The sequence below is a fragment of the Pseudomonas sp. JAI115 genome (assembly GCF_014200835.1).
In the GTDB taxonomy this organism is placed as follows: Bacteria; Pseudomonadota; Gammaproteobacteria; order Pseudomonadales; family Pseudomonadaceae; genus Aquipseudomonas; species Aquipseudomonas putida_A.
This window is the reverse complement of the sequence record NZ_JACHCY010000005.1, coordinates 346,497-364,560: the sequence shown is the minus strand read 5'-3', so window position 1 is coordinate 364,560 and position 18,064 is coordinate 346,497. Positions and strand designations below refer to the sequence as shown.

Sequence of the window (18,064 nt, the reverse complement as noted above, 5' to 3'; positions counted from 1 at the left end):
TTCGGTTAAGCGTCAGCGCACATGCACGTAGGTGCCGGGTGCTGCCTCCATCGGTGGATAATTCGGGTTGCCGAGGGTAAACGTGGTTTCGTGCTGCGTGCCGGAGCGCTGCTGTATCCACTCCAGCCACTGCGGCCACCAACTGCCGTCGACGCGCTTGGCGTCGTAGTACCAGGCGCGCGGATCGCTGCTCAGCTTGCCGTTCTCGACGTAATTGGCTTTCGGGTTGCTCGGCGGGTTGAGGATGCTCTGCACGTGCCCACTGTTGGACAGTACGAAACGCCGCTCGCCACCGAGCAGCAGGGTCGAGCGGTACACCGCGTCCCACGGCGTGATGTGGTCGTTCATGCCGGCCACGCTGAAGCTGTCGACGGTGACTTTCTGCAGATCGATCGGCGTACCGCAGACTTCCAGGCCACCCGGGTGGGTCAGCGGGTTGTGTTTGAAGAAGTCCAGCAGGTCGCCGTGGAACGCGGCGGGCAGGCGAGTGTTATCGTTGTTCCAGTAGAGAATGTCGAAGGCCGGTGGCTCTTTGCCGAGCAGGTAGTTATTGACGAAGTAGCTCCAGATCAAATCGTTGGGCCGCATCCAGGCAAACACCTTGGCCATGTCGCGACCGTCGAGCACGCCTCGCTGGTAGGAGCGGCGTTTGGCCGCTTCGATGGTCTGTTCGTCGGCGAACAGGGTGGTCGGGGTTTCGATCTCGCTGTCGAGCAGGCTGACCAGATAGGTCGCACTGGAGATCCTCCGCAGTTGCCGTTTGGCCTGCAGATGCCCCTGTAGCGCAGCGATGGTCAGGCCGCCGGCGCAGGCGCCCATCAGGTTGACCTCGCGCGCGCCGGTGATCGCCCGGCAGATGTTCATCGCTTCCTCCACCGCTTCGACGTAGGTCGACAGGCCCCATTCACGGTGGCGCACGTCCGGGTTGCGCCAGCTGATCATGAAGGTCTGCAGACCGTTTTTCAGCGCGTACTGGACAAAGCTGTTCTGCGGGCTGAGGTCGAAAATGTAGTACTTGTTAATTTGCGGCGGCACCACCAGCAGCGGCTTGGCGTACTGTTTTTCGCTCATCGGCTTGTACTGGATCAGCTCGAGCATCTCGTTGCGAAACACCACCGCACCGGGGGTGGTCGCGACGGTCTTGCCAACTTCGAACGCCTGCTTGGTAACCTGGCGTGGCAGGCCATCGTTGTGCAGCAGATCATCAAACAGATGGCTCAGGCCGCGCACCAGACTCTGGCCGCCGGAATTGAACAGTTCCTTGACCGCCAGCGGATTGAGCAAGGTATTGGAGGGCGCGACGGCATCGTTGAGCAGGGTGAACGCGAAGTGCGCGCGAGCGCGATCGTCCTCGCTCATGCTGCTTTCATCGATCCAGCTCTTGACCTGTTTCTGCCAGGCCAGATACGCCTGCAGGCTGCGCCGGTAGAACGGATTGAGGCTCCACGCCGGATCGGCGAACCGCGCGTCCTGCGGGTTGGTCGGGTGCAGGGTTTCACCGAGCAGCACGCGACCGAGCTGGCCGCCGAGTTTCAAGGCGTGTTTCGCACTGTGGAGCGGGTTGCGCAGACCGTGGGCGGCGACGCTGCGCAAGGTCGAGAGCAAGTCCCGCCCACGCAGGCCGGTCATTGCACTTTGTGCATTGATGAACACGGCGGGACTGGGCACTACGCCCGTCGCAGGTTTGTCGCGCATGACTCAACACTCCTTCGTCTTCAGGTCAAAAACAAACTCACCGAACCAGAACACCATAGTCGCTGTTACGGGTTGCTGCCTGCGCGGCGTCCTGCCGCGCACTTTGTTCAAAACCCTGCATAAAGCCTGCCGCGGTGATTTATCCGCCCAGCGGGGTCGGGTGCGGGTGCATCACGGCGCGCTGTCGTTCCTCCTCAAGGAATTTCATGATGATCGGCGCCACGGCTTCGGCGCGGGTGATCAGGAACAAATGACCGTCGTCGATGATGTGCAGTTGGGCGTTGGGAATCCGCCAGGCGAGCATGCGCATGTTGATCAGCGGGATCAGTGGATCGTCGTCGCCGGCCAGCACCAGGGTCGGCTGATGGATCTTGTGCAGCCAGTGAATGCTGGTCCAGCCGAGGCCGGCGAACAGCTGCCAGTAGTAACCGAGCTTGCCCGCCGAACGCACTTTCGCCGCATGGCTGGCAGCCAGGGTCGGGTCGCGGCGGAACGAGCCGCCGTAGATCAACGGCGCAATGCGGATCACGTGGGACGGCTGGATGTAGCGCCGGGGACTGGCCATCATCCACAGCACTTTCGGCTTGCCCGGCACCATGAAGGCGCCGGCCGCGGTCGCCGCCAGCACCAGTTTCTTGCAGCGCTCGGGGTAGTCGTGGGCGAATTGCTGCGCCAGCGCGCCGCCCCACGACACGCCGATCACATTGACCTGGCCGTAGTCGAGGTAGTCGAGCATCCGCGCCGTCAGCTTCGCCAGCCCGGGAAAGCGATAAGGCCGGTTGGGCGTCGACGAGCCGCCGACACCGGGCACGTCGAAGGCGATCACTTCCAGATCCGGGTCCAGCGCCGCGACAAACGGAAACACCAGCTCCAGGTTGGCGCCGATGCCGTTGAAAATCAGCAAGGGCGTCAAATGAGGCTTGCCGGGGCGTACCGCGGTGCGGAGGGTCTGCCCATCCAGATCGACGGTACGGAAAATGAACGGTTGCGGCATGCTTCAGGCCCTGTGGGTCAATCTCAATATCACCTCCAATCCCTTGTGGGAGCGGGCATTGTGGCGAGGGGATTTATCCCCGATCGACTGCGAAGCAGTCGCACACCCTCAACGCGGAGAATCATAGTTGCCGCGATTGCAGGTTTTGGGGCCGCTGCGCGACCCATCGGGGATGAATCCCCTCACCACAAGCCCGCTCCCACAGGGGAATGAGGTGTGTCAGTTACCGCTCATGAACGTAAGTGCCCGGCGATGCTTCTCCTGGCGCGTACGCCTTGTTGCCGAGTTTGGTTGGTGCTTTTTTCAGATTACCCGAGCGCTCGGCCTGCCACGCCTGCCAGTACAGCCACCAGGAATCGGTGTGCTTGGTCGAGTTCTCTTGCCATTCGTCGGCATTGGCGGCCATGCCTTCGCTGGTCATGTAGCGCGATTTCGGGTTGCCCGGCGGGTTCAGGATGCTCTGGATGTGCCCGCTGCTCGACAGCACGAACTCGACCTTGCCGCCAAACAGCTGCGCCGACTTGTAGCAGGACTTCCACGGGGTGATGTGGTCGTTGGTACCGGCCAGCGAGAAGATGTCGGCGGTGACCTGCTTGAGGTCGATCGGCGTGCCGCACACTTCCAGTGCATTGGGGCGGATCAGTGGGTTGTTTTTGAACATCTCGATCAGGTCGCCGTGAAACGCGGCCGGCAACCGGGTGGTGTCGTTGTTCCAGAACAGGATGTCGAACACCGGCGGCTCGTTACCGAGCAGGTAGTTGTTGACCCAGTAGTTCCAGATCAGGTCGTTGGGGCGCATCCACGCGAAGACCTTGGCCATGTCTTTGCCTTCGAGCACGCCGGCCTGATATGAGTGACGCTTGGCGGTCTCGAGGGTCTGCTCGTCGACGAACAGGGCGACGTCGCTGTCCAGGGTGGTGTCGAGGACGCTGACCAGCAGGGTCAGGGCGTTGACCTTCTTTTCGCCGAGGGCGGCATAGTGGCCGAGCAGAGCGGTGCAGGTGATGCCGCCGGAGCAGGCACCGAGCATGTTCACGTCTTTGCTGCCGGTGATGGCGGTGACCACGTCGACTGCTTCCTTGAGCGCATCGATGTAGGTCGACAGGCCCCACTCGCGCTGGGCCTTGGTCGGGTTACGCCAACTGACAATGAAGGTCTGCACGTTATTACGCAGGCAGAAGCGCGCCAGACTCTTGTCCGGGCTCAGGTCGAAAACGTAGAACTTGTTGATCTGTGGCGGCACCACAAGCAATGGCCGCTCATGGACCTGTTCGGTGATCGGCTTGTACTGGATCAGCTCCAGCACGTCGTTGCGAAACACCACCGCGCCTTCGGTCACGCCAAGGCTCTTGCCGACCTCGAACGCGCCCATGTTGACCTGGCTCGGCATGCCGCCGTTGTGCACCAGATCCTTGGCCAGATGCGAGAGGCCGTCGAGCAGGCTTTTGCCGCCGGTCTCGAAGAAGCGTTTGACCGCCGCCGGGTTGGCGGCGGTGTTGGTCGGGGCCATGGCTTCGGTCATCAGGTTGATCACGAAGTGGCCGCGCGCGATGTCTTTGGGTGACAGGCTGCTGTCGTCGATCCAGGAATGGAGCTCCTTGCGCCACGCCAGGTAAGTTTGCAGATAACGTTTGTAGAGCGGGTTCTGACTCCACGCCGGATCAGCGAAGCGACGGTCATCGCTGGCCGGTTGCAGTTCGGATTTGCCGAACAGCACGTTCTTCAGTTCAAGACCGAAATGGGTCACGTGCTTGACGCTATGGATCGGTTGTTTGATGGCCTGGGTCAGCACCATTCGAGCAGAGGCCAGCAGATCCTTTCCGCGCAGCCCAACGACGGGATTAAGCCCCAGGGTGTTTTCCGAGGCTTGGTACTTCAGGTCATCGTTATTCTTGTTACTCATCTACGACGCTCCATTGTCCTGAGACGAGTACCCGTTTTCTGCTGTGCAGTTCCACAGCGAATGCCAGGTACTACTGCTCGGGTGACCGTTAATTCTGCATAGCTGCTTTACAGTCGTAGAGCACTGCAGGGAACTTGCCAGCTCCATTGGTTACCCGAGTTTAATTTTTTTCGCAAGCAGGCCGATCCTCGGCCACACAGCAGAGCATTCAAACAGATGAATTTAGAAAATGCCCTCTAAAGAGCAAGAGTCTCGGACTAGAGCATCAGCTTGACGATTGACTGGTCCGGATCGCGGGTTTTCCCGGCCGCTTTGAGCTCGGCCAGATAATCGGCCCAGAGTGCGTCATGACGTCGCCCCAGCTCGTAGAGATAATCCCAGGTGAACAGGCCGCTGTCGTGACCGTCGTCGAAGGTCAGTTTCAGTGCGTACTGACCGGCCGGTTCCAGGCCGCTGAGGCCGACATTGAGCTTGCCGAATTGCAGGATCGGTTTGCCGTGGCCCTGGACCTCGGCGGAGGGGGAGTGCACGCGCAGGAATTCGGCGGGCAGGGTGTACTCCTCGCCGGACGCGTATTTGAGCGTCAGGGTTTTCGAGGCTTTGTGCAGTTTGATGTCGGTGGGGATCATGAGCAGGTTTCCGTCTTGTGCGGAACCTTGTGGGAGCGAGCCTGCTCGCGAATGCGGTGGTTCAGTCAACGCAACGGTTGAATGTACTGCCGTCTTCGCGAGCAGGCTCGCTCCCACAGTTCCATTACATCTGTAAGAGTGACCTACAGGATATAACGGGACAGATCTTCGTTCTGCGCCAATTCGCCCAGATGGCTGTTGACGTACGCAGCGTCGATCAGGATCGGCTTGTCGTCATGCGCGCTGGCCAGGTCGCCGGCACTGAACGACACCTCTTCCAGCAGACGCTCGAGCAGCGTGTGCAGGCGACGGGCACCGATGTTCTCGGTCTTCTCGTTGACCTGCCAGGCGATCTCCGCCAGACGCTTGATGCCTTCCGGCTGGAACTGGATGTTCAGGCCTTCGGTTTTCAGCAGCGCGCAATATTGCTCGGTGAGCGAAGCGTGCGGCTCGCTGAGGATGCGCTCGAAGTCTTCCGGGCTCAGGGCTTTGAGTTCGACGCGGATCGGCAGACGGCCTTGCAGCTCAGGCACCAGATCGCTCGGCTTGCTCAGGTGGAACGCACCGGAGGCGATGAACAGGATATGGTCGGTCTTGACCATGCCCAGCTTGGTGTTGACGGTGCAGCCCTCGATCAACGGCAGCAGGTCGCGCTGTACGCCTTCACGGGAGACATCGGCGCCGCCGACATTACCGCGCTTGGCGACCTTGTCGATTTCGTCGATGAACACGATGCCGTGTTGCTCGACCGCTTCCAGGGCCTTGGCCTTCAGCTCTTCTTCGTTGACCAGGCGCCCGGCCTCTTCGTCGCGCACCAGTTTCAGCGCTTCTTTGACCTTGAGCTTGCGCGCTTTCTTCTTGCCCTTGCCCATGTTGGCGAACAGGTTCTGCAACTGGCTGGTCATCTCTTCCATGCCAGGCGGCGTGGCGATTTCGATGCCGGCCACTTCGGCGACTTCGATCTCGATTTCCTTGTCGTCCAACTGGCCTTCGCGCAGGCGCTTGCGGAACAGCTGACGGGTGTTGGAATCGCTGCTCGGTGCTTCTTCATTGCTAAAGCCCATGCGCGCCGGTGGCAGCAGTGCGTCGAGGATACGGTCCTCGGCAGCGTCTTCGGCACGGTGACGCACGCGGGTCATTTCCTGCTCGCGGAGCATCTTGATCGCGGCGTCGGCCAGATCACGGATGATCGATTCGACGTCACGGCCAACGTAGCCGACTTCGGTGAATTTGGTCGCTTCGACCTTGATGAACGGCGCGTTGGCCAGTTTCGCCAGGCGACGGGCGATTTCGGTTTTACCGACACCGGTCGGGCCGATCATCAGGATGTTTTTCGGGGTCACTTCAACGCGCAGCTCTTCAGGCAGCTGCATGCGGCGCCAGCGGTTGCGCAGGGCAATCGCGACGGCGCGCTTGGCATCGTCCTGGCCGATGATATGGCGGTTGAGTTCGTGGACGATTTCGCGGGGAGTCATGGACATAGTAATTGACGGTCCTCAAGCAGAAACAAGCCGTGGCACTTAGGCCGCGTCAGGCTTATTCAGCGAGATCCTGCTCCTCAATGGTCTGGGTGTGGTTGGTGAATACACAGATGTCGCCGGCGATACCGAGGGCAGTTTCGACGATCTCACGGGCCGACAGGTCGGTCTTTTTCAACAGCGCGCTGGCTGCGGCTTGCGCGTAGGCACCGCCGGAACCCATGGCGATCAGGCCGTCTTCGGGTTCGACCACGTCACCGTTGCCGGTGATGATCAGCGAGGCGTCCTTGTTGGCGACCGCGAGCATGGCTTCGAGGCGGCTCAGGGAGCGGTCGGTGCGCCATTCTTTGGCGAGTTCGACAGCGGCGCGGATCAGGTGGCCCTGATGTTTCTCGAGCTGGCCTTCGAAACGTTCGAACAGGGTGAAGGCGTCGGCGGTGGCACCGGCGAAACCGGCGATGACCTGGCCGTGGTACAGGCGACGAACTTTCTTCGCGTTGCCTTTCATCACGGTGTTGCCGAGAGAAACCTGGCCGTCGCCGCCCATGACGACTTTGCCGTGGCGGCGGACTGAAACGATGGTGGTCAAGGGAAGAGTCTCCACGCAGCGGGGCGAAAATGCCTTATGCCCATTCATATGGGGGTGCTGGATAGGATTTCAACCGGGGAGGGCGCAGGGGGACGAACGGCTGAGGACAGACCGGGAATATGTTGTGCCGGTTATGACGCCTTCGCGAGCAGGCTCGCTCCCACAGGGACTGCGTGATTCCTGTGGGAGCGAGCCTGCTCGCGAATGAACGATGACGCGATGCGACTGACGGAATCAGCGGCTCTGGCGTTGTTGTAACAACAGGTTGCTGAAGCCGCTGCCGGCCAGTTGTTTTTGCGCAGTCGTCAGCTGTTCGCGGTTGCTGAACGGGCCGACCAATACGCGGTACCAGGTTTCATCCTTCACCGTGCCCGACTCAACCGAAACAGCCTGGCCGAGCAGAATGATCTGCGCTCGCACCTTGTCCGCGTCCGCCTCTTTGCGGAACGAACCGGCCTGGAGGAAGAACTTGGTCACCGGCGCCGCTTTCGCCACCGGTGGCGCTGGCGGCGGGGTAATACCTGACAGCGCAGCCTGCGCCCGCGCGGTGTCGATCTTCGCCGCTTCCGCCGGGGTGACCGGCGTGGTCGGCACTTGTGGCGTCGGCAGGGTTTTCTCCGGCACGGCATCCGGCGGCACGATCACTTCCGATTCCGGCAGCAAGGTGTAGAAGTCGTACTTCGGCTTCACCGGTTGCGTCGGGCTCGGCGGGGTCTTGTTGGCCTCGGCGATCTTCGACGCTTTCTGCTGTTGCGCCTGCTCGACTTTCTCGCGCTTGACCGTGTCGCTGCCCTTGCCAGGCTCCAGTTTCATCAGAAACACGATGAACGCACCGACCGTCAGGCCGATGGCCATCCACAGCCAGCCCGGGATCGGTTGCTTTGCAGGAGCTTGGTAACGGCTGGCGCCACGCTTGGGTGCAGGTTTTTTCTTGGCAGCCAACTTACATGCGCTCCAGAGTTTCCAGGCCCAACAGTTCCAGGCCTTGCTTGAGAGTACGACCGGTCAGCGCGGCCAGACGCAGACGGCTCTGCATCTGGACCGGCGTCTCGGCGGCGAGGATCGGGCAGTTCTCGTAGAAGCTGGAGAACAGACCGGCGACGTCATACAGATAGGTGCAGAGGATGTGCGGTGTGCCTTTTTCCGCGACGTTGTTCAGCACTTCGCCGAACTGCGCCAGCTTCGCCGCCAGCTCTTGCTCGTGCGCGGCTTCGAGGACGATCCGGCCATCGACTTGGCTGAAGTCCTTGCCCAGTTTGCGGAACACCCCGGCCACACGGGTGTAGGCGTACAACAGGTACGGCGCGGTGTTGCCTTCGAAATTCAGCATCAGGTCGAAGTTGAAGCTGTAGTCGCTGGTGCGGTGCTTGGACAGGTCGGCGTATTTCACCGCACCGATGCCGACAACCTTGGCGATGTTGCGCAGTTCGTCTTCGGCCAGTGTCGGGTTTTTCTCTTTGACCAGGTTGTAGGCACGTTCCTGGGCTTCGGTCAGCAAATCGATCAGCTTCACGGTGCCGCCATCACGGGTCTTGAACGGACGGCCGTCGGCGCCGTTCATGGTGCCGAAGCCCATGTGCTCCATTTCCATCGGATGGGTCACGAAACCGGCCTTGCGCGCCACGGCGAACACTTGCTGGAAGTGCAGGGCCTGACGCTGGTCGACGAAGTACAGCGCGCGATCAGCTTTCAGCTTGCCACTGCGATAGCGCACGGCTGCCAGGTCAGTGGTGGCGTACAGGTAACCGCCGTCAGCCTTGACGATGATCACTGGCAGCGGATCGCCGTCGGCGTTCTTGAACTCGTCGAGGAACACGCACTGGGCGCCGTTGCTCTCGACCAGCATGCCGGCGGCCTTCAGGTCGTTGACCACGTTGATCAGGTCGTCGTTGTAGGCGCTTTCGCCCATCACGTCGGCCATGGTCAGTTTGACGTTGAGCAGTTCGTAGATCTTCTGGCAGTGCGACAGCGAGATGTCCTTGAACCTGGTCCACAGCGCCAGGCACTCGGCATCGCCGGCCTGCAGCTTGACCACCAGACCACGGGCGCGGTCGGCGAATTCTTCGGATTCGTCGAAACGCTGCTTGGCGGTGCGGTAGAAGTTTTCCAGATCGGACAGCTCGTCGCTGGTGATCGGGTTTTCCTGCAGATACGCCATCAGCATGCCGAACTGGGTGCCCCAGTCGCCCACGTGGTTCTGGCGGATCACTTCGTCGCCGAGGAACTCGAGAACACGGGCCACGCCGTCGCCGATGATCGTCGAGCGCAGGTGGCCGACGTGCATCTCTTTGGCCAGGTTCGGTGCCGACAGGTCGACCACGGTGCGCTGCGCCGGGCCGGCCTTGCGCACGCCAACGTTAGCGTCGGCCAGAGCGGCGTCGAGGCGCGAGGCGAGGGCCTGGGTGTTCTGGAAGAAATTGATGAAGCCTGGACCGGCGATTTCGGCCTTGGTGACGTTCTCGTCGGCCGGCAGCGCAGCGATGATTTTCTCCGCCAGATCGCGCGGCTTCATGCCCGCAGGCTTGGCCAGCATCATGGCGATGTTGCTGGCGAAGTCGCCGTGGGTTTTGTCGCGGGCGTTCTCCACCTGAATCGCCGGCGACAGGCCTTCAGGCAACACACCTTCGTTGACGAGTTGGGTGAGGGCTTGTTGGATCAGCTGGCGAATGGTGTCTTTCATGGTCTTCTCTTTCGACCGCAAGCGCGGCGGCGCATCGATGCGCGGGTGGAAAAACTGGGCATTATCCGTTGCGAAGACGGGCTTGCCAACCTTAGCAGGCAGCTTATGGATATGTGGTGACAATTCGGGCCTCTTCGCGAGCAAGCCCGCTCCCACAATGGATCAGCGGCGTTCATTTGTCTGGCTCATACCCTGTGGGAGCGAGCTTGCTCGCGAAGGCGATTTTCAGATCAATACAGATCCACGGGATCGACATCCAGCGACCAGCGCACCGCGCGCCCGCTCGGCATCTGCTCCAGCTCCAGCAACCAGCCGGCGAGCAACCGATGCAGCGGGGCCCGGGCTGCCGCCTGCACCAACAACTGTGCACGATAGCGACCGGCTCGGCGCTCCATCGGCGCCGGCACCGGCCCGAGCAATTCGATGCCGCTCAGATTCTGCTCGACCAGCAAGCGTTCGGCCGCGCTGCATGCCTCATCGAGAAAACCTTCGGCCTGCCCCGGTTTGTGCGCTTCGGCACGCAACAGGGCCAAGTGTGAAAACGGCGGCAGTCCGGCAGCCCGGCGCTCGCTCAAGGCCTGCTCGGCGAAAGCGAAGTAACCCTGTTCGGTCAGTTGCACTAATAAAGGATGGTCGGCCAGGTGGGTCTGGATGATCACTTTGCCCGGCTCCTCAGCCCGCCCGGCGCGCCCGGCGACCTGCACGATCAATTGCGCCATGCGCTCGCTGGCACGGAAGTCGCCGGAGAACAGTCCGCCGTCGGCATCCAGAATCGACACCAGCGTAACCCGGGGGAAGTGGTGTCCCTTGGCCAGCATTTGCGTGCCGACCAGAATGCACGGCTGGCCTTTCTGAATCGTCGCGAACAGTTGATTCATCGCGTCCTTGCGCGAAGTGCTGTCGCGGTCGACGCGCAGCACCGGGTAGTCCGGGAACAGAATCGCCAGGCGCTCTTCGGCGCGTTCGGTGCCGGCGCCCACCGGCCGCAGATCGACTTTGTTGCACTTGGGGCATTGGCGCGGCGTGCGCTCGACGTTGCCACAGTGGTGGCAGCGCAGTTCGCCGTAGCGCTGGTGCACGGTCATTCGCGCATCGCAGCGTGAGCACTCGGACATCCAGCCGCAATCGTGGCACAGCAACGTCGGCGCAAAGCCGCGCCGGTTGAGAAACACCAGCACCTGCTGGCCCGCCGCGAGGGTCTGGCCGATGGCTTGCTGCATCGGCCCGGAAATGCCGCTGTCCAGCGGGCGGCTTTTCACGTCCAGGCGCAGGAAACGTGGTTGCTTGGCGCCGCCGGCCCGCTCGTTGAGGCGCAGCAGGCCATAACGACCGGTGTAGGCGTTGTGCAGGCTTTCCAGCGAAGGCGTGGCAGAGCCGAGGACGATCGGGATGTTTTCCTGTCGCGCGCGCACCAGTGCCAGATCCCGGGCGTGGTAGCGCAGGCCTTCCTGCTGTTTATAGGAGCCGTCGTGTTCTTCGTCGATGATGATCAGACCCGGGTTCTTCATCGGGGTGAACAGCGCCGAGCGAGTGCCGATAATAATGTCGGCCTCGCCGTCACGGGCGGCGAGCCACGCATCGAGACGCTCACGGTCGTTGACCGCCGAATGCAGCAGGGCGATGCGCGCATTGAAGCGCTGCTCGAAACGCGCCAGGGTCTGCGGGCCGAGGTTGATCTCCGGGATCAGCACCAGTGCCTGCTTGCCGGCTTCGAGGGTTTCGCGGATCAGTTGCAAATAGACTTCGGTCTTGCCGCTGCCCGTGACCCCGGCCAGCAGAAACGCGTGATAACTGTCGAACCCGGCACGGATCGCTTCGTAAGCGGCGCGTTGTTCGGTGTTCAGCGGCAACTCCGGTTGCGCCAACCAATGTTCATGGCGCACGCCAGGGGCGTGCCGACGAATCTCCACTTGCACCAGACCCTTGGCCAGCAGCAGGTCGAGGCTGTCCTTGCTCAGCATCAGCTTGCTCAACAACTGATGGGCCACGCCGTGCGGGTGCTGCGCCAGCGTCGCCAGCGCTTCACGCTGGCGCGGGGCGCGGGCGACGCGCGGATCATCGAGGCTGGCGCCGGGGGCGACTGACCAGAAGCGCTCCTGTCGCGCCTCGGCCAGTTCGCCCTGACGCAGCAGCACCGGCAGCGCCCAGCTCAAGGTGTCGCCGAGACTGTGCTGGTAATACTGCGACGTCCACAGGCACAGCTTGAACAGTGCGGGCGGCAACGGCGGTTCGACATCGAGCAGGGCCAGCGCCGGCTTGAGTTTTTCCAGCGGCACGTCGCTGGTGTCGGTGATCTCGACCAGAATCCCGATCATTTCCCGTCGCCCGAACGGCACCCGCAGGCGCATGCCCGGCTGCAACTGGGCGCGCAGCACCCCGGCCGGCGCCCGATAATCGAACAGACGGCGCAGGGGCGAAGGCAGGGCGAGGCGCAGAATGGCGTCGGGCACGCGGGGGGATCTCGATCAGCAGGCGATTAAAAGGACTGCGTATATAACCTGTGGGAGCGAGCCTGCTCGCGAAAGCGGTGTATCAGGCGGCTGATATGCTGGCTGATAGATCGTCTTCGCGAGCAGGCTCGCTCCCACAGGGACAGCGCAATGGGCCGGGAGCCTAGCAGACGGTCGGTCTCAGGGACAGCTTGCGCGATTGACATTGTCTGGTAGAATCCGCGGCCTAATTACGTGCGGTATTCAACAATAGTGTTGGGTGGCGGCACGCTAGCTGAGGAAGACATCATGAAAGCTGATATCCACCCGAATTACCCAGAAGTTGCAGTAACCTGCAGCTGCGGCAACAAGTTCGAAACCCGTTCGACCTTCGGCAAAGCCCTGGCGATCGACGTTTGCAACGAGTGCCACCCGTTCTACACCGGTAAGCAGAAGACTCTGGACACCGGTGGCCGCGTTCAGAAGTTCGCCGACCGTTTCGGTGCCTTCGGCGCCAAGAAGTAAGATTGGTCATTCTGGAAAACTTCGACGGTTTCTCCAGGCTGATGAAAAAGGCGTCCCTTGTGGGCGCCTTTTTTGTGTCCGCGATTTGGCTGTCCGCTGCCCAGGCATTTTGCCCCACGCCTGCGGGCCTGAGCAGCGTCAGCGTCCAGCGCGTGGTCGATGGCGACACGCTACGCCTGAGCGATGGGCGCAGTGTGCGGATGATCGGTCTCAACACGCCGGAGCTGGGCAAGCAGGGCCGCAGTGACGAACCCTTCGCCGTGGCGGCGCGCAAACGTCTTGAAGCACTGGTGGCGGACAGCCAGGGTCGGGTCGGTCTGCTCCCCGGCAAGCAGGCCAAAGACCATTTCGGTCGCACCCTCGCGCATGTCTACAGCACCAACGGCACCAATCTTGAAGCGCAAATGCTCGCCGACGGCCTCGGTTTTCAGGTGGCGGTGGCACCGAATGTCGATCTTGTTGCCTGTCAGCAGGCGGCCGAACGCAGCGCCCGTCAGGCCGGTCGAGGCCTCTGGCGCCAGTCGCCTGTACTGAAAGCGGAGCAGATCCGCACTTCGGGTTTCGCCGTGGTCAGTGGGCGTGTGAGCAAGGTTCAGCGCAATCGCGGCGGAATCTGGATCGAGTTACAGGACTCGGTTGTACTGCGCGTTGCACCCAATCTGGTCGGACAATTCGACAGCGCTCGGTTGCAAACGCTGAAGGGCAGACAGATCGAGGCTCGCGGGTGGGTTGTCGATCGTTCGCGGCGTGGCGGGCTGAAACCGGGTCAGCCGCGTTGGCTGCTGCCATTGACCGATCCGTCGATGCTGCAAAGCGCTCGCTGAAGAAAAATTGTAGACATTTTTTCTATCGATTGTGAACAGTCAAGCCCTTGTGCGCCGTGGCTCTTGGCCCAAAGTCGTAGGACAGGGCGCTTGACAGGGGTGACCGCTCAGTCTTGTGGGGACTTTGCGAGGCGCGTATCCTCGCTGACCAGTCTGTCCAACAGTAAAAAGCGGAATGCCAAAATGTCTGATCTGAAAACTGCCGCTCTCGAATATCATGCCAATCCTCGTCCAGGGAAGCTGAGTGTCGAGCTCACCAAGGCCACTGCTACCGCCCGCGACCTGTCGCTGGCCTACAGCCCCGGCGTAGCTGAACCAGTGCGTGAGATCGCCCGCGATCCTGAACTGGCCTACAAATACACCGGCAAGGGCAACCTGGTTGCAGTCATTTCCGATGGCACCGCGATTTTGGGCCTGGGTAACCTCGGCCCACTGGCCTCCAAGCCAGTGATGGAAGGTAAAGGCGTACTGTTCAAGCGCTTCGCCGGCATCGACGTGTTCGACATCGAAGTCGATTCCGAAAGCCCGCAAGCCTTCATCGACACCGTAAAACGCATCTCCATCACCTTCGGTGGCATCAACCTGGAAGACATCAAGGCGCCTGAGTGCTTTGAGATCGAACGTGCTCTGATCGAGCAGTGCGACATTCCGGTATTCCACGATGACCAGCACGGCACCGCGATCGTGACCGCTGCGGGCATGATCAACGCCCTGGAAATCGCCGGCAAAACCCTGCCGGAAGCCAAGATCGTCTGCCTCGGCGCCGGCGCTGCGGCCATCTCCTGCATGAAGTTGCTGGTGAGCATGGGCGCCAAAATCGAAAACATCTTCATGGTTGACCGTACCGGCGTGATCCACTCCGGCCGTGATGACCTGAACCAGTACAAAGCCGTGTTCGCTCACGCCACTGACAAGCGCAGCCTGGCTGACGCTCTGCAAGGCGCTGACGTGTTCGTCGGTCTGTCCGGCCCGAATCTGCTAAGCGCTGAAGGCCTGCTGTCGATGGCGGCCAACCCGATCGTCTTCGCCTGCTCGAACCCGGATCCGGAAATCTCCCCGGAACTGGCGCACGCCACCCGCAGCGACGTGATCATGGCCACCGGTCGTTCCGACTACCCGAACCAGGTCAACAACGTTCTGGGCTTCCCGTTCATCTTCCGTGGTGCCCTGGACGTTCGCGCCAAGCGCATCAACGAAGAAATGAAGGTGGCTGCGGCCAACGCCCTGCGCGAACTGGCCAAACTGCCAGTGCCACAGGACGTGTGCGACGCCTACGGTGGTGCGCCTCTGGAATTCGGTCGTGAGTACATCATTCCGAAGCCAATGGACAAGCGCCTGATCACCCTGATCTCTGACGCTGTGGCCAAGGCCGCGATCGAGACCGGTGTGGCGACCCTGCCGTATCCGAAGAACTACCCGCTGAAAAGCGTGGATGACGTGTTCAACGGCTAAGCCGTTGTAGCGCTTCAACGAAAGCCTCGGCTTGTGAGAGTCGGGGCTTTTTTGTGCCTGTGTGATTTGTGGTGTTCTTCAGTGCCTCTTCGCGAGCAAGCCCGCTCCCACAGGTTTTGTGGCTACAACTCGCTCACTGTGGGAGCGGGCTTGCTCGCGAAGAGGCCGGCCCAGACAACATAAAATCACAGCCATAAAAAAAGCCCCGCACTTCAATCGAAGGCGGGGCTTTTCAATGAGGCTCGATCAGAACAGATCGATCGGTGCCTGCTCATCCGCCGGCAGCGGACTGCCCGGTACGGCGCCGTTGCCCAGCTCATTCACCGAGGGCGGCGTGTCTTCGGACTTGAACAGCTCGAAGTAGGCGCCCGGGGTGCTCGGCGTCGCCGCGCGACCGCTGACCGGATCCACCCGCAGGCTGAGAATGCCTTCCGGCTCAGGCTGCACGTGCGGCGGCTTGTCCTTGAGCGCGGCAGACATGTAGTTCATCCAGATCGGCAACGCCACGGTGCCGCCGAACTCGCGGCGACCGAGACTTTCCGGCTGGTCGAAGCCGGTCCACACGGTGGTCACGTAATCGGCGTTGTAACCGGAGAACCATGCATCCTTCGATTCGTTGGTGGTACCGGTCTTGCCCGCGATATCGCTGCGACCCATGGCCAGTGCGCGGCGCCCGGTGCCGAGCTTGATCACGTCCTGCAGCATGCTGTTGAGGATGTACGTGGTGCGGCCATCGACGATCCGCTCAGCCACGGCCGGCGCTTGTGGCGCGGCGGCAGCGCCCGGTGCTTCACCCGGAACCGGAGCGGCGTTGACGGTGATCGGCTGAGACTCCGGCGCGGCAAGGCCATCGGTCGCCGAGCCACCCTGTGGCACGGTCGGCGGGTTGGCGACGAACAGCGTGTCACCGTTGCGGCTTTCGATCTTGTCGATGATGTACGGGGTGATCTTGTAGCCGCCGTTGGCGAAGGTGCTCCAGCCGGTAGCGATCTCCATCGGGGTCAGGGTCGCGGTGCCCAGCGCCAGCGACAGGTTCGGCGGCAGGTCCTGCTTGTTGAAGCCGAAACGGGTGATGTAGTCGATGGTCTTGCCCACACCCATCGCCTGCAGCAAGCGGATCGACACCAGGTTACGCGACTTGTACAGCGCTTCGCGCAGACGGATCGGGCCGAGGAAGGTGTTGGTGTCGTTCTTCGGCCGCCAGACCTTGTCCAGGTACTCGTCGACGAACACGATCGGCGCATCGTTGACCAGCGTCGCGGCGGTATAACCGCTGTCCAGTGCAGCACTGTAGACGAACGGCTTGAAGCTCGAACCCGGCTGACGCTTGGCCTGCAGGGCGCGGTTGTAGTTGCTCTGCTCGAACGCAAAGCCGCCGACCAGCGAGCGAATCGCGCCGTTCTGCGGATCCAGCGACACCAGCGCGCCTTGCGCCTGCGGGATCTGGCTGAATTTCAGCGAATTGTTCGGCTGACGCTGCACGCGAATCAGGTCGCCGACCTGCGCCACATCCGACGGCTGGCGCGGTGCGGCGCCCATGCTGTTGGTGTTGAGGAACGGCCGCGCCCATTTCATGGTGTCCCAGGCGACGTGTTCTTCGCCGGTACGGGTCAGCACCTGCAAGCCATTCTTGTCGACCTGGGTAACGATGGCCGGCTCCAGGCTGCTGATGGTGCGCTGCTTGGTCAGCTCTGTCGCCCAGGCTTCGTGAGTCTTGCCCGGCAGGCGCGACTCGGGTCCGCGGTAGCCATGGCGCTGATCGTAGGTCATCAAGCCTTCGTGCAGCGCGGTGTTGGCCATTTCCTGCAGGTTGCTCGGCACCGTGGTGGTGACGCGGAAACCTTCGGTGTAAGCGTCGCTGCCATAGCGACCGACCATTTCGGCACGGGCCATCTCGGCGATGTACGGCGCGTTCACTTCCGGGGTCGGCACGTGATAGCTGGCGTTCAGCGGCTCGTTGATCGCGGCGGTGTAGTCAGCCTCGGAAATCTTTCCGAGCTTGTACATGCGTCCGAGAATCCAGTCGCGGCGCTCCTTGCTGCGCGCCGGGTTGGCCAGCGGGTTGAAGCGCGACGGGGCTTTCGGCAGGCCGGCGATCATCGCCATCTGCGCCAGGCTGACGTCGCGGATCGACTTGCCGTAATAGACCTGGGCCGCCGCCTCGATGCCGTAGGCGCGGTTACCCAGATAAATTTTGTTCACGTACAGCTCGAGGATCTCGTCCTTGGTCAGCTGCCGCTCGATCTGCAGGGCCAGAAGAATCTCGGTGGTTTTGCGCGAGAAGCTGCGTTCGCTGGTCAGGAAGAAGTTCTTCGCCACCTGCATGGTGATGGTGCTGCCGCCGGACTGAATGTGCCCGCTTTTGACCAGTTGGGTCGCGGCGCGCATCAGGCTGCTCGGATCGACGCCATAGTGGTTGGCGAAATTGTCGTCTTCAGCACTTAGTAACGCATTAATGAAATTGGGTGGAATGTCGGCGAAACGGATCGGAGTACGGCGCATTTCGCCAAATTCTGCGATCAACTTGTTGTCGCTGCTGTAGACCCGGAGCGGAATCTGCAACTGAATGCTTCTCAGCGCCTCCACAGACGGCAAACCCGGACTAAGGTAAAGAAACGCGCCGCTGAGACCTAAAAGCAGTCCGCAGAAAACGGCGACGATGGACCAACCGAAAAATTTCAGCAGACGAATCAAGGCTTTTGAACATCCAGGGCAAAGAATGAATTGAGCGACAGGGTTCCGGTAACACACAGAACAGCCTGGGCCGGCAGTAAAAAGCGGAAAAAAACGCTGGGCATTATAAGCACTTTTCTGCTGGGGGCGTCATTTGCGCTTCTGTCAAGACGGGGTGAAGGAACGCAATGCG

Annotated in this window: 13 protein-coding genes; 3 read left to right on the top strand and 10 right to left on the bottom strand. The window is 61.6% G+C overall.

The features are described from left to right. Positions 1 to 12: 12 nt before the first annotated feature. From phaC (HDC30_RS15000) to HDC30_RS14960, 9 genes are all read right to left on the bottom strand, one after another. Positions 13 to 1,695 (bottom strand): class II poly(R)-hydroxyalkanoic acid synthase, encoded by a 1,683-nt coding sequence (phaC, locus tag HDC30_RS15000; protein WP_183783795.1) that lies wholly within the window; start codon positions 1,693 to 1,695, stop codon positions 13 to 15. A gap of 139 nt (positions 1,696 to 1,834) precedes the next feature. Then, positions 1,835 to 2,689, bottom strand: a complete 855-nt coding sequence (phaZ, locus tag HDC30_RS14995; RefSeq protein ID WP_027611303.1) for a poly(3-hydroxyalkanoate) depolymerase — start codon at positions 2,687 to 2,689, stop codon at positions 1,835 to 1,837. 223 nt (positions 2,690 to 2,912) lie between these two features. Next, the gene (gene phaC, locus HDC30_RS14990; RefSeq protein WP_027611304.1) at positions 2,913 to 4,592 is read right to left on the bottom strand and encodes a class II poly(R)-hydroxyalkanoic acid synthase; all 1,680 of its coding nucleotides are present in this window, start codon (positions 4,590 to 4,592) and stop codon (positions 2,913 to 2,915) included. Between the two features lie 257 nt (positions 4,593 to 4,849). After that, on the bottom strand, positions 4,850 to 5,221 hold the full coding sequence (locus HDC30_RS14985) for a gamma-butyrobetaine hydroxylase-like domain-containing protein (protein WP_177408978.1): 372 nt from the start codon (positions 5,219 to 5,221) through the stop codon (positions 4,850 to 4,852). 143 nt (positions 5,222 to 5,364) lie between these two features. Next, the gene (gene hslU, locus HDC30_RS14980) at positions 5,365 to 6,702 is read right to left on the bottom strand and encodes an ATP-dependent protease ATPase subunit HslU (protein ID WP_007968354.1); all 1,338 of its coding nucleotides are present in this window, start codon (positions 6,700 to 6,702) and stop codon (positions 5,365 to 5,367) included. Between the two features lie 55 nt (positions 6,703 to 6,757). Further along, the gene (hslV, locus tag HDC30_RS14975; RefSeq protein WP_007968352.1) at positions 6,758 to 7,288 is read right to left on the bottom strand and encodes an ATP-dependent protease subunit HslV; all 531 of its coding nucleotides are present in this window, start codon (positions 7,286 to 7,288) and stop codon (positions 6,758 to 6,760) included. A 234-nt stretch (positions 7,289 to 7,522) separates the two neighbouring features. Beyond that, positions 7,523 to 8,230 carry an SPOR domain-containing protein gene (locus HDC30_RS14970; protein WP_041074932.1) on the bottom strand — a complete coding sequence of 236 codons (708 nt, stop codon included), beginning with the start codon at positions 8,228 to 8,230 and terminating at the stop codon, positions 7,523 to 7,525. A gap of 1 nt (position 8,231) precedes the next feature. After that, complete coding sequence (gene argS / locus HDC30_RS14965) at positions 8,232 to 9,968, bottom strand: arginine--tRNA ligase (RefSeq protein ID WP_183783793.1); 1,737 nt, start codon at positions 9,966 to 9,968, stop codon at positions 8,232 to 8,234. Positions 9,969 to 10,198: 230 nt separating this feature from the next. Further along, the gene (locus tag HDC30_RS14960; RefSeq protein WP_183783791.1) at positions 10,199 to 12,418 is read right to left on the bottom strand and encodes a primosomal protein N'; all 2,220 of its coding nucleotides are present in this window, start codon (positions 12,416 to 12,418) and stop codon (positions 10,199 to 10,201) included. Positions 12,419 to 12,706: 288 nt separating this feature from the next. Between HDC30_RS14960 and rpmE the strand changes: the two genes are divergently transcribed. The 3 genes from rpmE (at position 12,707) to HDC30_RS14945 (ending at position 15,198) form a co-directional block, all read left to right on the top strand. Then, on the top strand, positions 12,707 to 12,922 hold the full coding sequence (gene rpmE / locus HDC30_RS14955) for a 50S ribosomal protein L31 (protein WP_007968345.1): 216 nt from the start codon (positions 12,707 to 12,709) through the stop codon (positions 12,920 to 12,922). A gap of 41 nt (positions 12,923 to 12,963) precedes the next feature. Further along, entirely contained in the window at positions 12,964 to 13,746 is a 783-nt protein-coding gene (locus HDC30_RS14950) for a thermonuclease family protein (protein ID WP_115990448.1), read from the top strand. A gap of 183 nt (positions 13,747 to 13,929) precedes the next feature. Then, positions 13,930 to 15,198 carry a malic enzyme-like NAD(P)-binding protein gene (locus HDC30_RS14945; RefSeq protein WP_041074924.1) on the top strand — a complete coding sequence of 423 codons (1,269 nt, stop codon included), beginning with the start codon at positions 13,930 to 13,932 and terminating at the stop codon, positions 15,196 to 15,198. 246 nt (positions 15,199 to 15,444) lie between these two features. Here the strand turns inward: HDC30_RS14945 and HDC30_RS14940 are convergent, their stop codons facing one another. Next, complete coding sequence (locus tag HDC30_RS14940; protein WP_409347913.1) at positions 15,445 to 17,889, bottom strand: penicillin-binding protein 1A; 2,445 nt, start codon at positions 17,887 to 17,889, stop codon at positions 15,445 to 15,447. Between the last annotated feature and the right edge of the window lie 175 nt (positions 17,890 to 18,064).